The organism is Chitinispirillales bacterium ANBcel5, assembly GCA_029688955.1.
GTDB classification, from domain to species: Bacteria; Fibrobacterota; Chitinivibrionia; order Chitinivibrionales; family Chitinispirillaceae; genus Cellulosispirillum; species Cellulosispirillum alkaliphilum.
The window spans coordinates 34,415-56,319 of the sequence record JARUKZ010000025.1 but is presented as its reverse complement, the minus strand read 5'-3'; the positions used below and the strand labels follow the sequence as shown (position 1 = coordinate 56,319).

Genomic DNA, 21,905 nt, shown 5'->3' with positions numbered 1-21,905 from the left:
CCTGTTCTCTTTTTTTGGCATAGTTTTGATTAGTTAATTTTAGTTTTGCCGCTGAGGAGGAGAGGTGGAAGAAAAACGTTTGCCCCTGATCAGATTGGGTATTAGTGCCTGCCTGCTGGGCCAAAAGGTAAGGTATGATGGTAACCACAAACTTGATAGGTATCTTCGTGATACACTTGGCAGATTTGTGCAATGGATACCGGTTTGTCCTGAAGTGGAATGCGGGCTTGGAGTTCCAAGGGAAAGAATGTTTTTACTTGAAACAAAGAGTGGCAGTCGCGTAAGGAGAAAAGATGGAGAGGATTTAACCGAGCAGATAGCAAAATGGAGCAATCAAAAAAAGGAGTGGTTGGCGACACAAGATTTGTGTGGATTTATATTTAAATGTAAGTCTCCAAGCTGTGGGCTTAGGGACACAAAAATTTATTGTAAGGGAGCGGTGGTTAGACGAAAAAGTGCAGGAGTATTTGCCTCCAGCTTCAGCTCATCATTTCCGATCCTTCCAAAAGAAGACGAGGGGCGCCTTCATAACAGCCAGATAAGGGAAAGTTTTGTTGAAAGGGTATTTATCTATGCACGATGGCTGGAGCTTACAGCCAAACCTCTTACAATGCATGCGATAACAGAGTGGCATGCTGATCATAAGCTCATTTTTATGGCACATAGCCCTGTTAAAGCCAGAGAACTTGGTAGTTTGGTGGCCAATGGGGGAAACAGGGATATTACACTGCTTTCTAAGGAGTACATAGGTAAGGTTATGGATATCCTTGATACCCAAGCAAGCGTAAACAAACACGTTAATGTATTATACCACATTGCTGGATACTTTAAAAAAGAGCTTAGTGGTGAAGAGAAACGGGAGCTAAATGAGTTGATTGTGCTGTATCACCGTACTCTGGTACCGCTTATAGTACCATTGACATTGCTGAATCATTACATTGAAAAGTATAATAAAAGCTACCTTGAACGACAGTACTATTTTAATCCCTATCCCGCGGAACTCAAATTGCGTAGTTGCGCTTAAGGCTAGTGGTGTTATACTTTAAAACTTGTTCTGCGCTTTACCAGCATCCCTTCTATTTCAAAAGCACCTGAACTTTTGGTAATACTTTCGGAGCTTGGGTTGATAATGTAGGAAAGCATCGCCTGCACCAATCCACGGATGTTAAAGTTATAAGATGTGAGGCCACGCCTGAAAGCTTCAAATGTGTCATCAAATCCAATTAAGGCGATTTTTTTATTGTTCTGATCCAGAAAATCCATTGCAATGAATGCGGCGTAGTCGCTGGCACAGACCCAGGCTGTGCAGTCTTCATTTTGAAGGGCTTTAGTTAGCAGAGGTTGCATGAAAGCCCGTACCACCTCAACTTCCATTTTTCTGTGAATTGTGGGGCCCATTTTATAAATCGAGCTGATCATTCGTTCAGGAAAACTGTTATGAGTGAGGGTTGGCATTATTTCTTTTAAAATTTGATCCGGGTGTTTTATCGCGTCTCTGAATTCATGGCTGAGACCGTAGCTGTCGATAGTAAATGGGTAAACATTACCATCTGAACCTAAACGACTATAAATCTCCTGGAGTCCGTGGTAGCGAGCTTTAGACCAGTCACTTTTATGAAAGGGAGAAATGTAGGCTATTTTTTTGTGACCATTTTCAACGAGAAATGTTGCAACGTTCTGGGCAGCTTTGGTACCTGTGGCTATTGAGAAGATTTTCATTGAGCGATTGTGCTTGAGGAGGTCAGAAACTCGAAGTTGTGATCCCTCCTGGAGTACCGCAACCGGTTTTTTAAAATGGTTGAGGCGGCTTATAACTTCCCGATAAAGTTCATCGGGACTTTGTGCCCAGAGAAGATACCCTACAACAGTATCATCGGTATTTAAAATGCTTGATTTATTACCTTCCTGATCTTTATATAGTAGAACACCATTTTCCAGGCTATAGTTATAGATGCAGAGATTTAGTCGCATTCCTGAGCACAAGTTTTCACAAGTTCTTAGAAACTCTTCTCCCCAGGGGGTTCTGGTCTGCATCTCAACCTGGGGATGGCACCACCCAAGCAGTACAATTTTGGCGGTAGCTTTTTGGGATGAGAATGATACGACACGGTAGGTCCTGAATTCCTGGGTAATACTGCCCGAACCCTCAAGATTGTCCAGTGCTTTTTTTAAGGTACGGAAACTGACACCGTAATGCACCCTCATCTCCTTTAAAGTAGGCATAAGGCTATCAGGTGGGTAAAAGCCACAAAGTATATCTTTATGAATGCGATCCCGCAGTCCGACCCACCCCTTTCTGATTTGCGCACTGGGTTCTTCAGGATAGGGCTTCACCCTTACTCCACTACCCTGGATTACTTCCAATGTTCCATCATCTGCGAGGCTATTAACGGCTCGCCACATCGGAACAGGACTAACCCCTGCAGATTTAGCCAGCATTCTGATACTGGGCAGTTTATCTCCAGGTTTCCACACCCCTTTTTGAAGCATGGTATTGAGGTAGTTTGACGCTTTGGTGATTGCCGGATTGGAATTTTTCATCTTTATATAACTGGAATAAGGTGATCTAAGAAATTTACTTCAAAGCTACATGTTAATACAATTAATAAGTGAATCAGTAACCTGCAGAAGAGTTCTTTCTTCTGCAGGAAAACATTGAAGTCTATCTGCTCACTGTGCCACGAACGTGACGCAATGAACCGGTCATAGTATTGTTTCCATCAAAATAGCGAATCAGGTATAAACCGGAACCGAGTTTTTTATTGATTGTGATACTGTTTCTTCCTGCCTTTTTGGTTCTTAATTCTGAACTCAGATCAGCAACAAGACGTCCCGATGCATTATAAAGTCTAAGGGTAGAGCTTTGTGGCTCAACAATAACCAAATCTGCAACGATGCTATTGCCTCGTCTGCTTACAGAAAAGTTTTGCGCGATATGGGATTGTCTGAAATTATCTCTTACTGAACTTGGGTCATGAATATCGAGGCTTACATTGTCAAGGTATATGTCAGCATCAGAAAGCCCGGCATTGAATGTTATTCTTGCACCCATATCGGATGAGTTTGGTGTGAAAACAATCGAATAGGTTGTTTTTTCTGTGCCTAAATCTACCTGATTGCTAACTCCAGTGATATAACTGGACCATGGAGCGGCTGACATAGCAATATCTGCAATTAGAGTACGCTCTTCATCAGCATAGGCATCAAACCTAAATTCGTAGGTAACTCCTTCGATGAGCTGTATCCCTGTCTGAACAATCTGCAGACTCCACTCTTCTGTACCACCATCTGTAATAGAAAGATGGTACTCACCATCAGTAACGGATGGAGATCCTACACCACCAAGACTGGTACCTAAAGTCCACCTGTTAAGACCATCAGAGAAGTCCCCGTTAGCTACCTGTTCACCCGCGGGAACCCCAAAGGTTGCTGAAATTCTCATGTCACGGTCAACAATAATGGTCCTTACAGTATCATCACCACCAAGTGCTCCGGACCACCCCATAAACGGTTCTCCGCTACCCGGTATTGCAGTGAAGGTTACTTCCATTCCTGAGTCATAAACATCAAGATCAGGTTCAATTTCTATTCTACCGGGGCCCACAGATGACACAAGTAGTAAATGCTCTTCAACTTCAGATTTAGTACTGTCACCCATCAGGTGGTCAAGTGCTGCAAACAAAACAGTTGCAGGGGAATTCCAGTTTATGGCAACTTCATTGGTGCGAAAGTCGGAATAGACATCGTTATAAATATCAGCTCCACCATTAGGACCACCTACAATGAATCCGGGGATTGGTTCAGTAATCCCATCTGAAGCTGAAGGTCTGTGGTGTGGGTGAAGTGGTGTTTTGAATCCATGCCCGGTAATGAAAGAATATCCGGTGGCATTTCTACCCAGTAGATAATCAGCTATTTCCAAAGCACCTTCTAAAAAGACTTCATCATCACTGACTAGGTAGGCATAAATGAATGCTATTCCAACATTTGCGGCCAAGGAATTGGAGCCCCAGATAAACATATTCAAAGGAGTTCTAAATGGATTGTCAAGAAAATTCAAAAAACCTTCAGCTCTGCTTATAATTGAAGCACGGCTTTCATTAAGTTGGTCTTCATCAAGACTATTGGGGATTGTTGCCAGGGACAAGGCTGCCATTGAATGAACATTTGCCCACCCGGGAAGTCTTGAATATTCCCAATCAACCCTTTCTTTATAGATTTCCTTACCCGTGGTAATAAAAAGCTCTGCTGCGGCCCAGTTAAAGGCTCCATTAATGTTATTACCACCATACTCACCAGTTCCAACATCACTTGGATTCTCAAAATCTATGGTTCTGTTTGAATCGGCCCACACCCAGGCCCTTTCAGCCTGCTCAAGGCACTCACGGGCATAAGTACTGTCAAATGGTTCATATATTCTTGCCATCATGGCCATCACGGCGGCAAAATGAAGGGTAGCGGGAGTAGATATTCCGATAAAATATCTGTCCATTGTTGATTCATGTGGCATTATTGTTCCATCAAACCGAAGTGAAGTCATTTTGTGAAAAACACCACCATCATCATCCTGCATCGTTCTCATCCAGTCTGCATTATACTTAATCTCATCGAGGATATCTGGTATTCCATTGCCAGACTCAGGAATGTTCATTGAACCATCATGGAAATATTCGGGAAAATTTTCATAAAAACTAAGCATTGTACCCATGGTAATACCTGAGTTTACCACATATTTTCCATAATCACCTGCATCATACCAACCACCGGCAGATGGTCTGGGAGGGGTGTCTTCTGGTTTGCCGGTTGAAGGATGAAATAAGACCGAATCATCGGGGTGCCCGGCTGGTCGGGCATAGATCCCGGCATACTGCTCCTCAAGCTCCATAGAAGCCCGTTGGAAATAGAATGTTTTAAGAGAAGCTTTGGCTACATCATTTAATACTCTGGAATCGATTTTAAAGGGATGGGAATATCCTTTATCCGCAACATAAAGCCTGTATACTCCCTCTTCAGTGAATTGGGAAAAATCAGCATGCTTTAAGCTCACGCCAGTGAAATCACACTCCTTCTCTTCAGAAAGCTCACCTGTGAATACTTCTTCCTCAGATTCATCGACAACAGAAAAGCTGCTCTCCTGTGTTTCGATTATAATAGCTAATTTCCTGTATTCAGGATAGTACCCTATTTGGTTTATCCTGAAATCGTTTTGTGAGCCATACAAAAGCGAAAACACTGCTGTGGCTAAAATTATCGATCCTATTTTTTTTCCAGACATGTAGAACAGCCCCTTTCTCAATACTGAAATAATTCAAAAAACACACTGGACATCTATACCACTTTAGTTACTAATTTAGTTTATAGGTTTCAAAATAGGGGGTGGTTTGTGTGTGGGCTCGGCATACTAGTGTTATAATTGTTATAATCGAGTCTTGCGTGAAGATACACTTTAACCGTACTAAAAACAATTCATAAAACGTTTTTTGCATACGTTTCCTAAAGCAGTTGTCAGCTTATTGCTGCTGCTTTTTTAGTATACCATTATAGTGGGGAAAAGAACAGAACAAACTGTAATGCCTCACCACTAAACTGTTTTATGGAAAATAGGGTACGTTTTTACGACAATGACCAGAGTAAATCTGCAACATAGCACCAAACATCAGGGGGGCGTTAAATGGTGTTATTTCGTTAAAAAAGAGAGCGTGGGGTTTAGAAATGCTATTATTACTCTTATTTTTGCCTGTTTTGATAACACAACATAAACCTATTTGTGGCACTTTTTCTGCATTATAATCCTATTAGTGATAACCATAGTAATGTTTTTTATCTTAGGGTAGCCATAATGGGAAAGAAGCATATATGTGTAATTGGAGCGGGACCGGGTGGTTTAAGTGCTGCAATGCTTTTGAGTTATAAGGGGTACAGAGTTACTTTGCTTGAAAAAGCAAGCAGAGTGGGGGGCAGAAACAGTGGTTTTGAACTTGGGAAGTACCATTTTGATGCAGGCCCAACATTTCTGATGATGTCCTTTATATTAAAAGAGCTTTTCCATGAAGCAGGAAGAAATATTGAAGATTATCTTGATCTGATTAAATTAAGCCCGATGTATAAGCTAAACTTTCCTGATGTAATCCTGCATACATCACAGGACAAAATAAAACTACAGGAAGAGATCAATCACTTCTTTCCTGGAAACGAACACTCTATAGCCCGGTTTTTCAAACGGGAATCATCCCGTTATGACCATATGTACCCATGTCTTCAAAAGCCTTATTCAAAATTCTCTGCATTTTTGTCCAAAGATTTTATCAGGGCTATTCCTCATCTTTCACTAACTCGATCGCTGTATGCTCTTCTTAGCACATACTTTAATAATGAGCACCTAAGAGTAGCATTTACTTTTCAATCAAAGTATCTTGGGATGTCACCATGGGAGTGTCCGGGGGCTTTTTCTATCATACCGTATATAGAATATGCCTATGGTATTGATCATGTAAAGGGTGGATTACATCGTATTTCTCACGCCATGGAGAAGGTTGCACGTGAAGAGGGGGCAGATATAAGACTCTCTACTCCGGTGAAGAAGATCATAACCGATACTAAAACCAGAACTGTAGGTGGAGTTGTTCTTGAAAACGGAGAAAGTGTTCAGGCCGATGCAGTGGTGATCGGTTCCGATTTTGGCTATTCTATGCAAAGTCTTTTTGAAGATGGTTTTCTGAAAAAATGGAAACCATCGGTACTAAGAGACAAAAAACGTTTTTCCTGCTCAACATTTATGCTCTATCTGGGTCTTAATAAATTGTATAACGAACCACATCATCAGATTATCTTTTCTAAAGATTATAAAGATAACCTGGACAGAATAGTGAAACATCAGAAACTTGGAAATGATTACTCTTTTTATGTTCGCAACGCTAGTATCACCGATTCTACACTGGCTCCTAAGGGGCATTCTGCACTCTATGTGCTTGTGCCAGTTTCAAACAGAAAAGATTTATTAGAATGGGATGAGAACGAAAAGGCTGAATTTAGGAAGCAAACGCTTGAAATCATAAAAAAGAGAACTTCCATGACTGATATCGAAAAGCATATAGTACAGGAAAAGATCGTTACTCCGGCAGATTGGGAGGCCAGATACAATGTGTTTCTTGGAGCCACGTTTAATTTGGGGCATAATCTTAGGCAGATGCTGTATTTCAGACCACGTAATAGTTTTGAAGAGGCGAAAAGGTGTTATTTGGTAGGAGGGGGAACCCATCCGGGTTCCGGACTCCCCACGATTTTTGAATCCGCACGAATTACTTCAAAACTAATTGAAAAGCAGATACCTCTCTGAGCTATCTGCCGTAAGTAGAAACCATACGGGCAAATTTGTCTTTTGGCAGAGAATCAATCTGTTCTCTGGTTGCCCGCCATCTCCAGTTGCCAAACTTGTAGGCCGGGTGATTCATTCTTGCTTTTTCATCAAGTTTAAGCAGGTCCTGAACGGGAACAACTGCAATATCGGCTACTGATGATTGTGCAAGACGGATTATGTGTTCAGGTAAATCATCCTCTTGAGGGGTAAATCCAATATACTGACACACCCGCTTCATCCCTTTTTTATCAAGATCGTTTTTAATCCAACCAACGGTGGTATTATTGTCATGAGTGCCGGTGTAAACTAAACTGTTCCTTGGATAGTTATGAGGCAAATAGGGATTATCAGATGTATCTTCAGAAAACGCAAATTGCAAAATTTTCATCCCCGGGAAACCGTATCTGTTCATCACTTCGACAACATCGGGAGTTATAATTCCCAGGTCTTCAGCAATCACCGGAAATGTTTTAAAATGGCTCTTCATTGTATCCAGAAAATCACTTGTGGGAACATCAACCCATTTACCATTGATTGCGGTCTCTTCACCTGCCGGTACTTCCCAGTACTGTACCAGACCTCTGAAATGATCTATCCGTACGATATCAAACTGAAGAAAAAGCATCTCCATACGTCGTATCCACCAGTCATAGCGGGATGCGCTCAGGTTGTCCCAGTTGTATACAGGGTTACCCCAGAGTTGCCCGGTTTCGCTGAAGTAATCAGGCGGAACACCTGAAATTGCTACCGGTATACCGTCTTCATTTAATTTAAACAGCTCTTTATTTTCCCACACGTCTGTGCTTTCGTAAGAAACGTAAATGGGAAGATCTCCTATGATAGAGATCTTTAAATTATGGCAATACTTTTTTAAAGCTTTAAGTTGAGAGAAGAAAAGGAACTGAAAAAATTTAACCTTTTCAATTTGTTGGCAATGCTCATCAGCGATTTCTTTAAGTGCTTTGGATTCTCTATCCCGTAGTGGCCTGGGCCACTTATGCCAGGTGTATGTTCCCATTTTTTCGCCGATAATTATGAAGAGGGCATAGTTGTCGAGCCAATGAGAGTTATCGTTGCAGAAAGAGTAGAACTCAGCTTTCTGCTTTTTAGACTCTTGCCAATTTAAATAAGCTTTGTCCAGAAGGGGAAATTTAAAAGAACGTACCTCTTCAAAAGAAATTTTGCTTTCATCATCACACTTTATTGGCGATATCTCTTTATCATCCAATAGCCCCTCACTGGCAAGCAGTTCCAGACTTATCAGCAGCGGATTTCCTGCAAAAGCTGAGCTGCTAAAGTAGGGGGATTCACCATTAGTGGGGTTTCCTGCATTGAGCGGGAGCATTTGCCAGTACTTTTGTTTAACATCACTAAGGTAATCAGCAAACCTGTACGCTTGAGGTCCAAGGTCTCCGATACCATGGATTGAAGGTAGTGATGTGATGTGCATTAGTACGCCACTTCCTCTGGTATACATTTAAACTCCTTTAGTTCTTTCAGGAACCGGTTAAAGAATGTACGTTTGTCTCTGTGTTAATGGCAGTTGTCACTGCTCGTATTGCAACTGCCAGTTCACTCTCATCTGATCTGAGTGCCCGGTCCAGTTCAGTTAATGATTTCTCAACCAGAAATAACTTAAGCAGCCGTGAGAGTTCATCTTTTCTCGAAGGAAGTATTGATGATTCCCCTATTTTTTCGAGATAGGAGTCGAGGAAAAGGTTTACCATATGAACTGTCCACAGATCTGCCCAGCGATGAAGATTATCCTGTGCAACAGGAAGCATTTTTTGTGAACGGTAAAGTGCTGTAAGCGCGACACAATGGAAAGAGTTGATTACTCCTGCCACATCCCTTAATGGTGAGCGTTTAAGACGTCTTTCACTCAGAGCTGTATGTGCTTGACCAGCGAAATCTTTGATTACAAAATCGTTTCCTATATGAAGCAGCTGGTCGAGTCTGTAGTCCCCATGAATTCTGGTTTTGCTTGAAGAGGGTCTCATTGTTAAAAGAAGCTCAAATAGCTGCAAAATAAGGCGTTCGTTATCTGTAATTATTTTAGCATGAACACTTAAAGACTCAGGTAGAGAGTGTAGTTTCTTTCGCAACTGAGTAATTATCCTTCTCGAGGTAGTTCTCATAGACTGATAAAGTGATCGCTGATACAGAAAAGTAAAAGGTTCGGGACAATAGCTAGGGTCACTTTTTTCCGATGCCAGTGCAAGATGAAGCTCCGCGGTTCTGGTACCCATAAGCCGAACTTTATGACTGAAAGCGCCAATTAGATCATCGATATGCTGTGGCGCAGCAGAGGGATTTGCGTCCAGTAGTGAATAATTAACTGGTGGTGGTTGACGTGAATGTATTTTTTGAGCGATTATGGATTCAAAAAAGTTCACTGCTGCATCAAGAGAGAGCGACCACGCAGTACCGGTATTGCTGACATACTTGCTTAAGACTCCTATTACAATGTAGTGTTTATCACCCCTGTACTCGAGTGCTCCCATAAAGGAAGGGATAGGAGATATTCTACCAGTTTTTTGGGAAAGAAATCTGGTTATCTCCACATCAGGCCTGATACCTTCATCAAGTTGACGATACAGTCTGAAATGGAACATGTCATTGTAACTGAAGGAAGAATTGTTGGGGCCTGTTTTAATTACTTCAACGGCTCCATTGAGATCTTTAATTTTGGATTTAAGTTGGCGTTCACCACTGTTATGTCCTGTTATGAAACCATTTAATCCCTGGAGACGGCGTGGAGAAGTCATAAGTTTGAAAAAAAGCTGATGGAGCCTTTGATCAAAGGCACAGTCATATATATAACCAGATTTATCACCACCGAATTTGGCAACAATCATACCCGTATTACCCTGAACAGCAGATTCGATAGAATCTGCTGAACACGCGCTCAGAGGCAGTAAGATAAGATTATTAACACCTTTAGGATACTTAACCAAAATAAATAACAAAAGCAATTTACCCTCGCCGTTTTCGGAGATGAACTGTTCGGTTATTCGCGCCTCCAGTACTGGTAAGTGCTTGCAGCCGGCAGTTTTTCTGGCCTGCAGGTATGAGGGCAATATATGCTTTTCGATCATTGCAGCCTGATGTCCGTTAAAAAGCTCAGTCCAGCATTTATTTATTGTGAATTCCGGGAGGGTGTACTTACGGCCAAGTTTCTCAAACTTTTCCTCTTTTTCGAGTACAAACCAGAAATAATCATGGAAACCCATGGTTACAATGTAATTTGAATCGCGAATCGCAGGAAAACGGTTTCCGCTAAATACATCTACAGGAACATACCCGGTGTATTCAGTTAAATCAAGAGATACTGCCTGAGAAAACCGTGACAGGTTTACAATAACCAGTATTGTTTCTGATTCTGTTTTGCGTGTGAATGTTAAAACATTAGCATTATCTGATTTAATAAATTCAGTTTCACCTGTGGCAAAAGCCTTGTATTTGCGTCGCATGGAGATAACTCGCTTCATCCACCATAGTAAAGATGAAGTATTCTGCTCCTGTGTTTCTACGTTGAGGGCTTCATAGTGGTACTCAGGATCAATTATAACAGGCAGATAGAGGCGTTGGGGGTTTGCAAGAGAAAATCCGGCATTTCGATCTGCATTCCACTGCATTGGGGTTCGAACGCCGTTTCGATCTCCAAGGTAATGATTATCACCCATACCGATTTCATCACCATAATAGACAATTGGTGTACCTGGCATGGAGAATAGAAGGATGTTCATTATCTCTATGCGTCTGCGACTGTTTCTTAGAAGAGGGGCAAGGCGACGTCGTATGCCAAGATTAATTCTTGCTGTGGGATCATTAGCGTAACAGCGATACATGTAGTCACGTTCTTCATCAGTGACCATTTCAAGAGTCAATTCATCGTGATTTCGTAAGAATATTGCCCACTGGCATGGTTGTGGGATCGGTTTTGTCTGCTCCATTATGTCTACCAGCGGAAACCAGTCCTCCATCTGCAGCGCCATAAACATTCGGGGCATTATAGGAAAATGAAACGCCATATGGCACATATCTCCGGTGCCGAAGTACTTGGCTGCATCCTCGGGCCACTGGTTAGCTTCAGCTAAAAGCATTTTATCATTGTATCTTGAATCGATATGTGCCCGAATCTTTTTTAAAAACTCAAAAGTTTCGGGAAGGTTTTCACAATTGGTACCATCTCTTTCATAAAGATAGGGAACAGCATCAAGGCGCATACCATCCACGCCCAGGTCAAACCAAAAATCGATCACCCGAAGCATCTCCTGGTGAACTGCGGGGTTGTCGTAATTGAGATCGGGCTGATGGGAGTAGAAGCGATGCCAGAAATATGCCTGTGCAGTTGAGTCCCAGCTCCAGTTAGAACTTTCAAAATCCTTAAAAATTATGCGGGCATCTTTGTACTTCTCGGCCGTATCACTCCATACATAAAAATCCCTCCAGTACGAACCAGGTGGAGCGTGACGACTCTTCTTAAACCATTCATGCTGATCGGAGGTATGGTTTAAAACAAGCTCGGTGATCACTCGCAGACCACGTTTGTGTGCGGCTTTTAGGAAGATCTTAAAATCTCTCATTGTACCATAAGAGGGGTGCACATTGGTGTAATCGGCGATATCGTAACCATCATCACGTAATGGTGAGGGGTAAAATGGAAGTATCCAGATAGCGGTTACACCAAGGGATTGTATGTAGTCCAATTTTTGGGTTAAACCAGGAAAATCACCAATTCCGTCACCATTTTGATCTGAAAATGCTTTCACATGAAGTTGATAGATAACGGCTTCTCTATACCAGTGAGGATCATTAATCAGTAATGGATTAGTCTTATTAGGCATGCAATAGAGCTCCAGAGTTATGAAAACAGGTAGGTTACTGAGCTGGTTCCTGTGGAGTACAGCAAATATTTCAGTCATTAAATATAATATAATGATACAAACTGAAAAGGGTGATGTCAAATGTTTGCAGGGATGCTTTTCTCTTAAACATATCACACCAACTTCCTATTTTTATGTACGAATTGGCGTAAGTTTTGCACCATTTTTTTTCCCTTATCCTATAAAAAAAGGAAAAAGAGATTGAGCAGACCCGCAGTATTCGGTCATTTTCTCCACCACCCCGACAAGGTTTTTTTTATGGTTTGCCCGGGTAGGGTCCAAATTTTCTTTGGAAACTTTCATCCGTTGAAAGCGGATCGGTACTGTTCACCCCAGGAGTAGGGGCACGTTATGGCTACTCCTGGGCCTGGGTTGTATTTGTGGTTATCTGCTTTTAGTGGGTAGGGATAAGAGAAATAGGGCGTTTTAGGGTGATCACCGAAAGAACCATTTACACAAAAAAATATACACTCCCCTTGGTAGCCTCAAAAGAGTCGTGATATTCATTTCTAAGTGACTTAGGAGTCCAAAAAAGAGTTGTAATTACACAACTTTTTGCAGCAGTTTTTCACGCTTTCTGGTATTTCCACCTCCGGCCCAACCTGCATCCGGACTTATTCCATCTATTCCAGAAAATTTTGATCTCTATTTTCTTTTACCCCGGATTGGATTGATACGTGGAGGAGCTGCTGGAATATTTTGGTACTCATACCGGGTAGCTGAAAGGGGAAGGGATGGTGGTACAGTAACAGAAAGAAGGTAGGGGAGCTGAGAGCAGCAGGAAAAAAAGCTGTCCAAGGCTGAAATGGTCCAATAGGCTTCGCACCTGGATCCACATGATAACTTCAATTTCGCCCATCGCGGAATTATATTGGCAGTGATGTAAATATCTGGCTTTGTTTTACATTGTAGATTTCATTGATTCTTCACTTTCTGCAAATGATTGAAGCATATTTATTCGTTCCTCCTGAGGTATTATGTCTCTGGCACCTTTAAACACCGCATCCTCTTTCTCTTCAATATGGTGATTAACAAATTCACTTAGTACTGTAAGTTTTGCAATCCATCTCTCATCTGAAGGACTCATTTGTTCAAGCTCCTTCAAGACCATTTCTGCTACACGGTGCTCTTCAAGTGCCTCCAAAGCCGTTTCTTTGGTGTCGCTGTGTTCTGTGAGGAGAGGGTAAAAAAGCTTCTCTTCACTTTTAATGTGAGGTAACAAATTTTTTTTGAGAACTGAAAAGAGATTACTTTGTTGCTGCTGATCTTTTATCGGTTCTTCAAGAATCAGTTCGAAAATATTTTGAATGATTTTATGTTCCGATTGAATCTGATCAAGAATATCGTCTACCATAGAAAGCCCTCCGGTCTGTTTTAAATTGCCCTAACACTTAAATTAGATGTTTATACAATGATATAGCAATACTTATTCCGTGTTAATGAGCTAAAATGACTTATATAAGTGAGTTTTGCAACATATAAAGTAAACCTGGAGCCTTGGCTAAAAATCTTACGTTAGTTAGTTGAGATGTGTGTTTGAAATTACACAAAGTTGTATACACATTTGTATTTGTGTCACCTAACATGATCTTGTTGAAGAATCCACCGACTATAGCAACACTGAATGCAATATGTACCACACACTTGAAATGTACATTCTCTCAAGACAGAATACGAGGTCTATTCTGCTGCTGCGGTCTGTTCCAGATCCAAGTGATGTGCTTCACCTGTTCTTTTGTTTGAAGGTTCGCGTTCCTTACCATGGGGTGGCATCTGAGGTCCTATGCGTATCTGAGGGAGACATTGGGGATGATTGTTTTGAATATAACTAAGCATTGCTTCTCTAATGTCGCATCGAAGGTCCCACGCTTTAGGGGAGTCGGCTGCACTGAGGAGCACTCGTACTTCTACTGTTCTTTCTCTACACTCAATTACCTGAAGACAATATACCCGACCGTCCCACAGCGAATGTTTTTTAACTTCTTTTTCCATTGCAGCTCGAAGATCTGGAATATCGATGCGGTAATCAACATGCATTACAACGCTGCCAATTATAGATGCATTTGTTCTGGTCCAGTTCTGAAATGGATGTTCAATAAAGTAGCTTATTGGAAGCACAAGTCTTCTCCAGTCCCAGATTTTTACCACTACATAGGTAAGTGTTATCTCCTCAATCCACCCCCATTCATTCTCTACAATAACAACATCATCTATTCTTATGGGCTGGGTGAAGGCGATTTGAATGCCTGCAAAAAGGTTTGAAAGAGTTCGTTGCATTGCAAAACCTATGACCAGACCTGCTACCCCTGCAGACGCAAGGATTGTCTGTCCAAATTGGCGTACATTGGGGAACAGAAGTAATATAGAAGCAAAAGACAGAAACCCAATCATGACAAGGCATATTCTCTGAATCACGGCAACCTGAGTGTAGATCCGACGTGCCTTAAGGTTATCAGAATCAGTGATTTTGTATTTTTTGAGAATAATATCATCAAAGCTCAATACAATCTGTGTTAGTACCCAAAAGACTATTGTAATTAAAAGGATCGAAGAGATACGACTAACAGAAGTCTGAAGACCTTCAGAAATACTAATGGTTTCTATAAACAGTATTGTGGCTAACAAAGGAATAGTAACGCGCAAGCTTTTGATAAGTGAAGGGATGATGACTTCACCCCATACATTCCCTTTATCCCTGAAAAACTTTTCAATGTTTGCGCGGCTATAAAGTAACAGTGTGTTGAGAAACCAGGCTACAGAGATAAACAGTGAACCTGAGACCAAAAAATGAACAGTCGATAACAGGAGTGTTGTTTCATACCGCTCAGTGAGGTAGATAAGTATTGGAGAGATAGCTGCATATCCCCCAATAATCCAGACTTGAAATTGAAATGGTTTAACCAATGAACGTATTATAAGGTAATGTCTTGTATGGTGATGGCTTCTAATATATCTGTAAAGTAATAAACGGCAAATCCACACAATTGCCCCAAGTAATACAAAGAGGGTCGTTGAAGCAAGGAGGGTATTGCCTAAAGTGCTATCAAGAATAACTTCTGTTCTCAAGCCAAGTAACGATATAAACCACTCAATAAAACGTATAGTTGATTCTGCAATCCATCTGCTTATACTATGAAGATACCCTTCACTGGTTGAAATCGAGTCATAAACAGGTAAGTTATTGTTACTATAGGCTAATTTTGTCATGCGTATTTCTCCTCTAAAGAACAGTGTAAAAATAGAAACTAAATCTTTGGGTGTCAAATATAACGATTATAATGCATGAAAATAGCTGTAATCCTGAGCAATAACTGAGGAGATATGATATTAGAGCCTCAGGTGCCACCAACGGGAGATTATACTTAGGTAGATTTTTATTGATTGGAATCAGGAAATTCTATTATACTATATACTTAATACTGAGTAAAAGGAGCGAAAAAGAGCCCGGATAGACATATAAAGGGGACTGTTGTTATAGGTATTATTGGTCATGGGTGGGTAGGATAACTGGATTCCCTGCTTAACAGGGAGATTAAAAATAAACCTCTTGTGGAAGTCATTCCACATGTAAAATATGCCAGTCAAATATCTTTGACTTAACTTTAGTAAGGAGTAGTGATGTGAAATCATTCAAAGTGACAGGGGCGATTTTCTTTTTAATCGGGGTAGGTTCAATGATTGGATTAGTGGTATCGGTATCTATGACAAAATCATTCATAAGGGATGCCAGTACCACTCAGGGGCAAATTGTTGATGTTACTACAAGAACAAGCAGAGACTCTGATGGCTACACAAGAACAACTCGATACCCGGTTGTTCAGTTCAAGGACAATACTGGAACAACAATTCAATTTGAATCCTCATCATCTGTTGGAACTATAAGGATGGGTGATATGGTAGAAGTGAGTTATATACCAGACAAACCTAACAGCGCGCGGATTACAGATTCGTTTATGCATTTATGGGGTGTTTCAATTTTTCTTGCTATTTTTGCAATCTCATTTACCGGCTTTGGTATTATTTCTTATTGGTTTGGTATTAGGGATGATCTAAGAGAGAAAAGGGCTGTCACTTACTCTAAAGAAATCATGGCTAAGATTAAAGGGATCGAATACAACACTTCGATACGCATGAACGGCAGATCTCCTTTTGTAATTAAGGCACAGTGGTTAAATCCAGATACTAATGAGATCCATGTTTTTAAAAGCAAAAATTTTTGGTATGACCCATCTGAATATCTAAAAGAAGAGATCTTAGTTAAAGCTGACCCAAGGAATTTAAAAAAGTATTGGATGGATGTTTCTTCTTTTCCTAAAAAAGCATAAAGTTGAAATTTAATTAAGCAGGAATGAAAAAGGAGAGCCCCAAAACCCGAGGGAGAGGGTAGGGGCTTTTAAAGGGATAGAGAATATTTAATATTCTACTCTCTATTCTTTTTTATTGTTAAGTACGCATTATATCCGTTTAACATTGCATTCCAGATACCACCACCAGGTTTACCCCAATGGCCGGTTTGGAAGAGGTTTTTAATGTGAGTATTCAGGGGAAGTTTAGCTTCTCCGTAAATACTTTTTGTGTTTTCAAACCCATACAAAGCTCCGCCAGTGTTGGCTGTGTACCGTTCAAATGTGTCTGGAGAGCCTGTGACAGTTATGGACACAAGATCTCTCATTTCAGGGAATAATTTGAATGTTTTATCAAGCATTTTCTGGGCATAAGTTTTTTTATCTTCCTTCCAGTTCTGAGAACAGGACTGTCTTATAAAACTCATGATTGTAAGCGTTGGTCCGGCACTGTCATGAGCTGAATTAAGAAAGACCAGGTGGTCTGGTTCTGTGACGTCAATAGTGTTTGTGTTTTCAAATATCGCGTCATCATCATCATGTGCATACCAGAAGGTAATGTTATCCTTAATTATGTGGTCTATCGGTGCTGAAAATCCCAAGTAGATAATAACAGAAGATACAGAGGGGTTAAGATTATTCAATCGCCTTAACCACAGTTTGTTTCTGTGCTTCTCATCGAGAATATTTCTGTGTAAAACATAGGGACTCATATTTGAGACTATAAGATCAGCATCAAACAGATCTCCTTTTTCGGTAATAACTCTTTTTGCAAGCCCGTCTTCAACTTCGATTTTAATAACCTTTTTTCTGGTAAGGACTTCACCGCCATTATTGGTGATAACAGAAGCCAGTGTTTCTGCGAGTTTGCAGAAACCACCTTCCATATAATGGGATCCTTCCATGACATGCATGATAAACATCAGCACGTAAAAGGCTACAGGAGCCTGTGACGGGGGTGTTCCTCCAAAGGGCCACTGAGAGTAGAAGATTCTTTTTAGTTTTTCATCTTTTACAAAAGAATCAAGGTACTCTTTATATGACTGGTTCATGTGTTTATTGAGAAAGGCTCTGTATATTTTTAGCTCATCAAGTTCACCCTCTTTCACCGGCGCGATTACAGAGCTATAAAAAGAGCACATAGAATCAAGAAGTGCTGTTATACCATCTTTTTCTGAAGGAAAATCTTTGATAAGGTTTGCCTTCAGTTCTTCCAGATCTGCGGGCATAGTATATGCATAATCGGGCCACATTGAAGTGTACATGGAGTTAAGAGGTATTGCTTTTACTGAATCTGCAACTCCCAGTAGCTTAAGATAATGCATTACCATTCCATTTTCTGACATAGGAACAGAGTGCACTGCTGATTCAAAGCAAAAGCCACGTCTTTTAAAGCTGTGGGTGTAGCCGCCGATCTGGAAATGTTGTTCAAGCACAAGAACTTTTAATCCTGCACGAGCCAAAAATGCTCCGCATGTAAGTCCGCCAATTCCCGAGCCTACAATAATAGCATCATACTTATTTGACAAAAGGTATCTCCTCGTGAAGAAAGTACCATTGATGTGGATGTTTGGTAACAAGCTGTTCAAGAGAGCCAAACAGAGAGTTTAATGGATCTTCCAAATCAGCTTTATTTAAGGTTAATCTGTATTGCTCATCACCCTCGCGGACCATAAAAGCTGAATACAAATCGATATCTGAGCCGCTGAAACGTAGTATTCTATCTATACCAGCTCCGCCCCAAACCTCTTTATTCAACAGTGAAACTGGCTTACTGTATTCTGTTTTTTCGTCAAACATACTCAACAATATTTCTTTTTTTCTTAAAACAGATGCCATTTCGAGGGCTGCCGGGCTTCCAGGTTTACCGATTTCAATCAAACCAATCTTTCCAAACTCACCACCTTTGGTCATAGCCTGGGCCTGATTGTGAACAGTTTCTGAAAGTCTTTCAGTTTTGAAACGTAAAACAGCTGATACAGGAAGATTAAAAGAAGCAAGGTATGGGATAATAAACTCAACTGCACCGAAATGGCCTGAAGCTAAAAATACTGCTCTGTTAGATTTAAGCGAATTCTGGAGCTTGGCAATTGAATCTTCTCCCAGTATATGATTTCTAAGATAGGATTTAAATTCAACTGGCTTAAGGCATAGTCCAAGAAATTTTTCGTAATAGTGCAATGTGATGTTTTTTTCTATGCTCCTTAAGAGTTCAGAGTTGGATTGAAATCCAAAAGATAAAAGGTTTTCTTTTATAATTTCACTCTCTGCAGGGTTGTCTTTGAACCATTTCTCCCCGGCTTTGAGTATATCATTTTTCAGTTTTTCGGATGAACCACTGAGAGCCGTACGGAAAATATTTTCCTGTTGTAAAAATTCACTTAAACTCATTTTAAATAATTTTCCCTCAAAAATTATACAGGAACTTTTTAAGAAGTGGTGCTCTAAATAAAGGAATGATAATATGCCCTGGGGTAAACCGGGTGTACGCACCCGGTTTAAATAGTGCTGAAAAGTCTTTTATCAGCTTTTCTGAGCTAAATACTTCTCTACTGTAGCTGTACACTGGTTGATAGTTGTAATGTTAGGAAATTCAGTTTCCGGAATTGTAACCCCAAATTTCTTTTCCATAGTTGCAAGGACTTCAAGCAGTGCCATGGAATCAAGACCCATATCCTCTACGAATTTGGCATCATCGGTAATAGTTGATTCATCTACATCCATATCTTCAGCTATTTCAGTAATAAGGCTGCGGATTGCTTCTCTAATCTCTTCTTGATTCATAAAATCTCCCGAAATAAACAGATTAAAAACAATGATTGCTTATATATAAGTTAAACATTTTTCAGTACAACTGCGCTTACGTTACCTTCGCATGAAAATGATGTAACGATTGCGTAGGTTGATTTTTTCTGGATCTTCTCGGTAAGTAACATTATGTTGCTGTCGGAAGGATCAAACTGTATTGCTGTACCGGAAACGGTATCATTTTTCATATCTGAAACAGCGCAGGCTGTAATGAGTGCACCGGAAGCTCCGTAGCATTCTCCAAATGCATGCTTATAGGCAGTAACCGGTATTTTATCACCAAAGACAGAGTGAATTGCACTGGATTCTATTTTATCTGTTAGTTTATTACCATTTGCACTTGAAGCAATAAAATCAATCTGTTGAGCACTAACGGAAGCATCTTCGAGTGCCTTTTGAATAATCCGTACATCGGTATTTCCATCAGATTGTCCACTTAGAAGCTCTGGATCAAAACCGCTTGCAGTCCCTGCTATTTCGACCAGTGGTTTTTTCTCATTGGAAAACGCTTCATCTTCATTTTCCACCAGAAACAGCGCACACCCTTCACCGGGAATAATTCCCTCAGAAGAGGGTGAAAAAGGGATCGAGTTACCTGATGTCGCAAGCACCTGGCTTCTTAATAGTCCAATAATAGTATAATAACTTATCTCTTCAAGCCCCCCAGCAATAAGTCTGGGTAAGTAGTTACGGCTGATATAGTCTTTACTATATATTAAAGCATCAAGGCCAGCGTTAAAGCCGGTTGATACAGTAGTACTTAAGTTACGTGACAGATAACGTATATTGGCGTTTCCTGTAGGTGAGTTAATTACAGTGTTTGCAAATATCTGCGGATTAACATTACTTACTCCGCTGACGATCGACTCACTTAAAAAGTCGCCAATACTTTGCAGGCTTCCAAAGGCGGTTCCTATACAAAGTCCGGGACGCTTCTGCTCATCCTCTTCACTCATTATTTCATTGAAATTGAGCTCAATTGTTCCAAGCAGCAGTTTAGTGGAAAAGTCTTTAGTTCTGAGTCCTTTTTTTCCAAGCACCGCCTTGGGATCATATCCTTCAACTTTTCTGCAAGGAATTGTACTGTCGAGCTGATGGAAATCCCACTCTTTGCAATAAGATAGTGGCCCAGGAGAAGATAAATTCTGGTAAACAGTATTGCTGTCCAAACCCAGACTACACATTGCACCTGAATTACTTATGTAAACCTTTTTTGAACTCATATATAATCTTATCCTTCGTAACGACGCAGTGCTATTGAAGAAGTATTACCTGCAAATGCATAGGCATTTGACACAACAGTTCGCAGTTCCATTTTTCTTGGGGTATTTGCAACATAATCCAAATCACAGTCTGGATCAGGTTCACTGTAGTTAATTGTTGGAAGTGCGGTTTGATTTTTTATCATCATTGCGCACGCTGCAGCTTCAATTGCTGAGGCAGCTCCCATAGTGTGACCCAACATAGATTTCAAGGAAGACATAGGGACATCATGGGCTCTTTTACCTAAAACTTCTTTTACAATAAAAGTTTCTGTTTTATCATTCTCTCCCGTACCCGTACCGTGAGCACAGATATAATCAATTTCTTCCGGGCCGATCTGAGAGTTTGCCATACATCTCTTAAGAGCCAGTATCCCGCCACTTCCGGAAGGATCTGGAATAGTCATCTTGAACGCATCACAACCAATACCATAGCCAAGAATCTCAGCGTAGATTTTTGCATTACGTTTGAGTGCATGTTCAAGACTTTCAATGATTAATATTCCTGCCCCCTCACTCACTGCCATGCCTTTTCTATTCTTATCAAAGGGGCGTACCACATCTTCGGTGGTTGCCAGGAGCCGGTTAAAACCGGTGAATGCTATACCCGAAAAAGGGTCACTTCCACCTGCAAAAACCACATCAGCTTTTCCAAGTTGAATCAGATCAAAACCATACCCAATAGCATAATTTCCTGCTGCGCACGCTGTAGGGATAATGGTATGGGGTCCCTTTAATTTAAGGGAGCGTGCAATACTTGCTGGTATAGTGGAGCATGGATATTGCCGGGGTAGAGTAGAAGGGATTTTGGAGATATCTCCACTATCATACTTGCTGTGAACACATTCTTCAAGAACCTGTGGCTCTCCCATAGTAGTACCCATACTCACAGCAATCTGATAGGGATCTATTGATTGCAAGTCGAGTTTAGAATCTAAAAGGGCCATTTTTGCGGCACTGACCGCAAACTGACTCGATCGGCCCATACTTTTGATCTCTTCATTGCTAAGATGCTCTGAGGCGTTGAAATCACGTACTTCACCACCAGTTTTAGTCCTGTAGTCGGTAGCATCAAACAATTCCAAAGGCAGTACACCATTAACCCCTTTGCAGGCAGCATCCCAAAATTTGTCATTGCCCACACCAATTGGGGTTACAACACCCAGACCTGTAATAACAATCCTTTTATGTTTCTCCAAAACTAAAGCATCTCCCTTTTACGGACAGCCGAATTTAGAAAATAAGA

14 protein-coding genes are annotated in these 21,905 nt (G+C 40.8%); 3 read left to right on the top strand and 11 right to left on the bottom strand.

Annotated elements, in window-relative coordinates:
* The first annotated feature begins 64 nt into the window (after nt 1-64).
* Nucleotides 65-1,024 (top strand): DUF523 and DUF1722 domain-containing protein, encoded by a 960-nt coding sequence (locus QA601_13285; GenBank protein MDG5816060.1) that lies wholly within the window; start codon nt 65-67, stop codon nt 1,022-1,024.
* 11 nt (nt 1,025-1,035) lie between these two features.
* Here the strand turns inward: QA601_13285 and QA601_13280 are convergent, their stop codons facing one another.
* A complete protein-coding gene (locus tag QA601_13280; protein MDG5816059.1) occupies nt 1,036-2,541 on the bottom strand; it encodes a GntR family transcriptional regulator in 1,506 nt (501 codons plus the stop codon).
* Nucleotides 2,542-2,662: 121 nt separating this feature from the next.
* Nucleotides 2,663-5,275, bottom strand: coding sequence for a glycoside hydrolase family 9 protein (locus tag QA601_13275; protein ID MDG5816058.1), 2,613 nt, complete (start codon nt 5,273-5,275; stop codon nt 2,663-2,665).
* A 564-nt stretch (nt 5,276-5,839) separates the two neighbouring features.
* Here QA601_13275 and crtI point away from each other — a divergent pair.
* The gene (crtI, locus tag QA601_13270) at nt 5,840-7,336 is read left to right on the top strand and encodes a phytoene desaturase family protein (GenBank protein ID MDG5816057.1); all 1,497 of its coding nucleotides are present in this window, start codon (nt 5,840-5,842) and stop codon (nt 7,334-7,336) included.
* Between the two features lies 1 nt (nt 7,337).
* Here crtI and malQ read toward each other — a convergent pair whose 3' ends face one another.
* The 4 genes from malQ to QA601_13250 form a co-directional block, all read right to left on the bottom strand.
* The gene (malQ, locus tag QA601_13265) at nt 7,338-8,834 is read right to left on the bottom strand and encodes a 4-alpha-glucanotransferase (GenBank protein ID MDG5816056.1); all 1,497 of its coding nucleotides are present in this window, start codon (nt 8,832-8,834) and stop codon (nt 7,338-7,340) included.
* A gap of 19 nt (nt 8,835-8,853) precedes the next feature.
* Nucleotides 8,854-12,207: a maltose alpha-D-glucosyltransferase gene (treS, locus tag QA601_13260; protein ID MDG5816055.1), complete on the bottom strand. Its 3,354-nt coding sequence runs from the start codon at nt 12,205-12,207 to the stop codon at nt 8,854-8,856.
* Nucleotides 12,208-13,147: 940 nt separating this feature from the next.
* The gene (locus QA601_13255; GenBank protein ID MDG5816054.1) at nt 13,148-13,600 is read right to left on the bottom strand and encodes a hemerythrin domain-containing protein; all 453 of its coding nucleotides are present in this window, start codon (nt 13,598-13,600) and stop codon (nt 13,148-13,150) included.
* Nucleotides 13,601-13,926: 326 nt separating this feature from the next.
* Nucleotides 13,927-15,453 (bottom strand): mechanosensitive ion channel family protein, encoded by a 1,527-nt coding sequence (locus QA601_13250; protein ID MDG5816053.1) that lies wholly within the window; start codon nt 15,451-15,453, stop codon nt 13,927-13,929.
* Between the two features lie 413 nt (nt 15,454-15,866).
* On the opposite strand from QA601_13250, the gene QA601_13245 reads away from it, so the two are divergent.
* Nucleotides 15,867-16,571, top strand: a complete 705-nt coding sequence (locus QA601_13245) for a DUF3592 domain-containing protein (GenBank protein MDG5816052.1) — start codon at nt 15,867-15,869, stop codon at nt 16,569-16,571.
* Between the two features lie 95 nt (nt 16,572-16,666).
* On the opposite strand, the gene QA601_13240 is transcribed toward QA601_13245, so the two are convergent.
* The 5 genes from QA601_13240 to QA601_13220 form a co-directional block, all read right to left on the bottom strand.
* Nucleotides 16,667-18,118: an NAD(P)/FAD-dependent oxidoreductase gene (locus tag QA601_13240; protein MDG5816051.1), complete on the bottom strand. Its 1,452-nt coding sequence runs from the start codon at nt 18,116-18,118 to the stop codon at nt 16,667-16,669.
* Nucleotides 18,108-18,980: a hypothetical protein gene (locus QA601_13235; GenBank protein MDG5816050.1), complete on the bottom strand. Its 873-nt coding sequence runs from the start codon at nt 18,978-18,980 to the stop codon at nt 18,108-18,110. Before QA601_13235 ends, QA601_13240 begins: the two co-directional genes overlap by 11 nt.
* A 132-nt stretch (nt 18,981-19,112) precedes the next feature.
* Nucleotides 19,113-19,373 carry an acyl carrier protein gene (locus tag QA601_13230; protein MDG5816049.1) on the bottom strand — a complete coding sequence of 87 codons (261 nt, stop codon included), beginning with the start codon at nt 19,371-19,373 and terminating at the stop codon, nt 19,113-19,115.
* Nucleotides 19,374-19,423: 50 nt separating this feature from the next.
* Complete coding sequence (locus QA601_13225; protein MDG5816048.1) at nt 19,424-20,620, bottom strand: beta-ketoacyl synthase N-terminal-like domain-containing protein; 1,197 nt, start codon at nt 20,618-20,620, stop codon at nt 19,424-19,426.
* A gap of 8 nt (nt 20,621-20,628) precedes the next feature.
* Nucleotides 20,629-21,858: a beta-ketoacyl-[acyl-carrier-protein] synthase family protein gene (locus QA601_13220; protein ID MDG5816047.1), complete on the bottom strand. Its 1,230-nt coding sequence runs from the start codon at nt 21,856-21,858 to the stop codon at nt 20,629-20,631.
* Nucleotides 21,859-21,905: the final 47 nt, after the last annotated feature.